This is a genomic window from Exiguobacterium sp. B2(2022) (assembly GCF_028823655.1).
Taxonomy (GTDB): domain Bacteria; phylum Bacillota; class Bacilli; order Exiguobacteriales; family Exiguobacteriaceae; genus Exiguobacterium; species Exiguobacterium aestuarii_A.
In genome coordinates, this window is record NZ_JAPEHX010000099.1 from 1 (window position 1) to 4846 (window position 4846).

The 4846-nt window shown below is 49.2% G+C and carries 7 protein-coding genes; 6 read left to right on the forward strand and 1 reads right to left on the reverse strand.

The features are described 5' to 3' along the window. On the forward strand, positions 1-216 hold a 216-nt coding region (locus ON063_RS14220; protein WP_274665573.1), incomplete at its 5' end, for a multidrug resistance efflux transporter family protein. A 31-nt stretch (positions 217-247) separates the two neighbouring features. Here the strand turns inward: ON063_RS14220 and ON063_RS14225 are convergent. Further along, positions 248-748, reverse strand: coding sequence for a hypothetical protein (locus tag ON063_RS14225; RefSeq protein ID WP_074033734.1), 501 nt, complete (start codon positions 746-748; stop codon positions 248-250). A 156-nt stretch (positions 749-904) separates the two neighbouring features. On the opposite strand from ON063_RS14225, the gene ON063_RS14230 reads away from it, so the two are divergent. The 5 genes from ON063_RS14230 to ON063_RS14250 form a co-directional block, all read left to right on the forward strand. Then, positions 905-1390, forward strand: a complete 486-nt coding sequence (locus tag ON063_RS14230) for a hypothetical protein (protein ID WP_074033732.1) — start codon at positions 905-907, stop codon at positions 1388-1390. A 66-nt stretch (positions 1391-1456) separates the two neighbouring features. Continuing rightward, positions 1457-2284: a GNAT family N-acetyltransferase gene (locus ON063_RS14235; protein ID WP_274665574.1), complete on the forward strand. Its 828-nt coding sequence runs from the start codon at positions 1457-1459 to the stop codon at positions 2282-2284. A 10-nt stretch (positions 2285-2294) separates the two neighbouring features. After that, complete coding sequence (locus ON063_RS14240) at positions 2295-2618, forward strand: hypothetical protein (protein ID WP_214760022.1); 324 nt, start codon at positions 2295-2297, stop codon at positions 2616-2618. Positions 2619-2740: 122 nt separating this feature from the next. Beyond that, entirely contained in the window at positions 2741-4033 is a 1293-nt protein-coding gene (locus tag ON063_RS14245) for a methyl-accepting chemotaxis protein (protein ID WP_274665575.1), read from the forward strand. 123 nt (positions 4034-4156) lie between these two features. Further along, positions 4157-4846: hypothetical protein (locus tag ON063_RS14250; protein WP_274665576.1), on the forward strand; the 690-nt coding region annotated here is incomplete at its 3' end.

The following is a 4846-nucleotide window of genomic DNA, read 5'->3' on the forward strand; positions in this document are numbered from 1 at the left end:
GACCTCGTCAAGCACGACATGGGGAAACTGGCGTCCGTCGAGGCGACACAGGCGCTCGAGGTATTGTTCGCCCTCATCGGTGAGCTCCTGTTCCTCCATGCGGTCATGCCGTCCCCGATTGCCTTGGTCGGGATCACGCTCGTCATGGTCGGTGTCGTCTTCCATAGTCGGAGCCAATTTATCGAACTCCCGATGGCGATCGAAAAGGAAGCATAAAAAATACCTCGCTCCTTCGAGCGAGGCATTGTCATGAACTTGTTGTCAAACTGCCTTTGACTTTGTCGTAGAAGTCATCCATCATACCAGTACGGCTACCGAGTTGGCAGATGAGTTCGAGCGTTTCTTTATAGAACTTCTTGACGAGTCCTTTGTTTTTGATCCCGTCCATCGACGCGAGCGTCTTGTCGAGATTCTCTAAAATCTCTTTGATCTGTGCGTCCGAGTCCGGTTTGACGACCGTCATGTTCTCGGGGATGCTGACGACCTTCTCTTGACCTTGGTGGCGGAACGATGCGCCGAAGCCGAGGTTCTCGATGAAGAGGTGCGGCATGACCTTTTGACCGAAGAAGTGCTTGTGCCAGTCTGTCGCTTTCATCGTGTCCATATCTTGTTTGAACGTGGAAGCCGTCGAGACGTATTGTTTAAACAAATCCGTCATGAATTTCTCGATGACCGGGATTTGAAGGGCGAAGACGTTTTTCAAGAGCGCGTCGAGCTGAGCGCGCGTCAAAGTAGTTTCGTTAGACATGTCAGTTCCTCTTTTCTCTAATACGTTATTACCATCGTATGGGATTGGCGGACGGTCGTCAATGTAAGGGGAAACATTTTTTCAGAATATTTGATGAAAAGTCATCAACTTGTGGGATAATCAAGTGAAGACATCAATAACTAGGGAGTGGTTCTTGTGAACAAATCGATGAAATGGGCGCTCGCGCTCGGTGTGACAGGTGCATTGGTGGCAACGGTCGGTGTCGTCTCGTCCCGGGGACGGACAGAGGATACGACGCAGACGATTCGTGACCGAGAACTCGGATACGAGATCATCTTGCCGTCAAAAATCGTTGCGGCGATCGAACGCGGTGACGTCTATATCGAGAAGGCACAGGACGTCGTCGACATCGGGGACACGAAGAGCTACAGCACGTTCGATTTGTACTATAACGTCGAGGACGGGGACGACCAGCTCTTGTTCCACTTGGACTTGATCGACCGTGAGTTGACGGAAGAAGCGTTCGCGACAGAGGTCGGGTACGGCAACTATCTCGGCACGAACGACAAGACGTTTTTCTGGGTCGAACCGACAGAGGCCGTCCCGGGTGCGGAGGCGCATACGGATGAAATCGCTGAATTGATCGAGACGCTCCCTGAGTTGGAGTTCCGGACGTTATAATCTCGTAAGTGGGCTCGCTACGGCGGGCTTTTTCCTTTGTGTTACAATACAAATGAGGTGATGTTTATGAATTGGACAGTAGAAGAAGTCAAACAAGCGGATGATGTGAAAACGTTAGAACAGGCGGTCAACACGAGCGATAAGATTGACGTCAAAGTCGGTCACGAGTCGGTCGGACAGAACGACTATGCGGTATACGACGGCGAGACGCTCGTCGGGTATCTCATGCTCTTCCCGTATCTCCCGAACGAGTATGAGGTGAACGCGCTCGTCCACCCGGAATATCGGAAGCAAGGCGTCTTCACGGCATTGCTCGAGACGGCGAAACAGGATGCGAAACTGAACGGCTGTGAGGCGTTCACGTTCGTCATCGACCGGAACTCAGCATCTGGGAGGGCGGTGCTTGAACATCTTCAGGCAGCGTATCAGTTCTCGGAATACAATCTCGTCTTGAAGAAGGCGGAATTGTTCTTGAAACCGGACGAGGTATCGCTCCGTGAGGCGACGGCAGACGACCGCCCGCTCATCATCACGACACTCAGCGAGGCGTTCGGTGACCCGGTCGATGTGACGGAAAACATCTATCAACAAATCGACACACCGGACCGTGTGACGTATATCGGCGAAGTCGATGGCAAACCGGTCGGCATCATCCGTGCCCTTCTCGTCGGTGACGATGCGGCAAGCATCCACGCGTTCGGTGTCAAGGCAGGAGAGCAAGGAAAAGGTTACGGCACGAAGATGTTAAAACAGATGGTACAACAACTGTTCCGCATGGGCCGGACGAAAGTCGAGCTCGATGTCGAAACGGAAAACAAGGCAGCGCTCGAAATCTATAAGCGCGCAGGCTTCGCAGAAAATGGCGGCTACGAGTTTTACATGATCGAATTATGAGGTGACCTACATGGTGAAAAATCTGAAATGGCTTGGTGCGGCGTTTGAAGCATTTCTCGGGATCCCGATTCTCGGTGGTCTTTTCATCATCGGGATGGGCTATTCGCCCCTCGGATTCATGTTCGTCTATCACGTCATCGTGTTGATTCTCTCGTTCAGTCGACTGAACCGATTCTCGTACGGCGCGGCCGTCGGGATCACGGCATCAATCCTCGGGTTCATTCCAATCGTCGGGATGATGCTCCACTGGGCGGCAGCCATCACGCTCGCGATTGACGCGGCGACGACTCCGCGACGGGTGACGCGCGTCGAACGTGACGATGAAGCATTCTAACGAAACGTACTCCTTTACGGGTACGTTTTTTCATTGACCAAACGTTCAACTGAAAACGCTATACATTCATTGGAAATCGGACGATATAGGGAGTGATGAACACAATGAGGAGGAACAACACAGTGAAAGTATTTAAAAACTTTACGACGCAATTGCTCGCGTGGATTTTGGTCACTTCCTTTATCACGGGCGGAGCGGTCGGCTACATCACTCTATTGCTTTTGACAGAACTTGAGATGGAACAAGGACAGGTCATGCTCGTCGGTACCGTCGTGGCGTTACTCATCTCGTCACTCGGCGGCATTGTCATTTACTTGATCGCCCGTCGTCCACTGAAAGCGGTCGAGATGGCTTCAGAGAAAGCCGTCGAAGTGGGGAACGGTGATTTGACGGTCCACTTCGCGGACGAGAAGACATCAGACCGTTCGGAGATGGGACGTTTGCTCTTGTCGATGGACAACATGGTCGAGCACCTTCGGGAGCAAGGGACGAACATGCGTTACACGGCGGACCAGTTGACGGGTTCGGCACAGGAAATTGCAGCTTCAGTCCAAGAAGGAAACGTGGCGGGCGAAAGTATTCGTGTCGCGATGGATTCCCTCAACAAGATGTTAGAAGACAATGTCAGTGCGACATACAACTCGATGGACTTGCTTGGAGCGGTCGCACGGACGATGGAGAGTATCCGTCAAGAGATGTCATCAGCGCTTGATTCAGCGAGCGAGATGCAACAGGAAGCGGAGAGCGGGAAAGGCCTCGCGTCGTCTTCCGTCAATGCGATGCATGCGATTGCTGGAAAAGTGGAGCAATCCTCGACACTCAACAGCCAGTTGACAGAGATGACAGGCGAGATCTCACGCATTACGGATGTCATCAGTGACATCTCGGCACAGACGAACTTGCTTGCCTTGAACGCGTCGATTGAAGCGGCACGTGCCGGGGAGCATGGACGTGGATTTGCCGTCGTTGCGGCAGAAGTCAAAAAGCTCGCGGAACAAACGGCGAACTCGACACAAGAAATCACGGATCTTATCGTCGACGTGAAGCGTCTCGTTGGGGATACATCGTCTTCGATGGCGAACGTGAAAGCAGAAGTCGAGACAGGCGTCGGCTTGGTTGAAAAAGCGGGTGGGGCGTTCGCATCAATCCACAATTCAGCGAATGAAGTGTATAGCCATGTCCATTCAGTCGACTCATTGCTTGATGAATCACGCGGTCAAATCGATTCGGTCGTGACAAACTCGGCAGGCATCGTCGGAATGGTCGAAGAAGCATCACGTTATGCGAATGAAGTGACGTCAGCGGCGAGCCAGCAAGCGGCAAGTCTTGGAGAAGTGAACGGGGCAATGACAGAGCTCGTTCGCGTCGCAGAGAGTTTGCAGAATGAGACGGAACAGATGAAGGTGGAAGCTTAAATAATGTTGAGGAGACGTCCCAGTGATGGGGCGTTTTTTCTATTTTATGGTATAAGTAAATAGTGATAAAAAACCTTAAAAGGGATTTATTTAAATATATAGTTAATAAAACGGAGGGTAAGCATGTCTTATTTCGATAACGAATGGAAACAAAAAGTTGAAAGATATACAAAAGAAACAGCCCAATTCATCGAAAAATGGATGGACCATTTAGATGAAAAAGGAACCGCTTTAAAAGATAAATGGATAGATCAAAGCCGAACAATCGACAAACAAAATCGAATGCTTGAAGTTCTGCAACAAAAAGAACAGTTGAATTCACAAACTATTCAATCGTTGCAAGAAAAACTGAAACAAGCAACCATTAAATCTAATCATACGCAATCGGAGCATCTTACAAAGGAATTAAAAGAAAAAAACGAAGTAGTTAGTAAGCTGCTTAAGCACATTCAAGCACAGCAAAAAATACTCACTGAAAAAGACGGAAATGTGAAAAAATTAGAAAAATCGTTAAAAGAATCAGAGCTTACCATTCTAGAAACAGAATATCGTTTGAAGCAATCAAAAGGATTAATGAAACAACTTCAAACTGAACGTTTGAACATTCAAAAGGAGAATGACAGAACTTCTAAGTTACTGAAGACGTACAAGCTGAAACTCGATGAATCAACTAGCGAGAATACAGTTCGGCATTACGAGTATCTAATTAACACATTAACCAATGATTTGCGCGAAGCAAATGAGAAAACTGATGATATCGATCGAATGATAAAACTAGAAAGTGAAAGAAATATTCAAAATGAAGCGCATCTT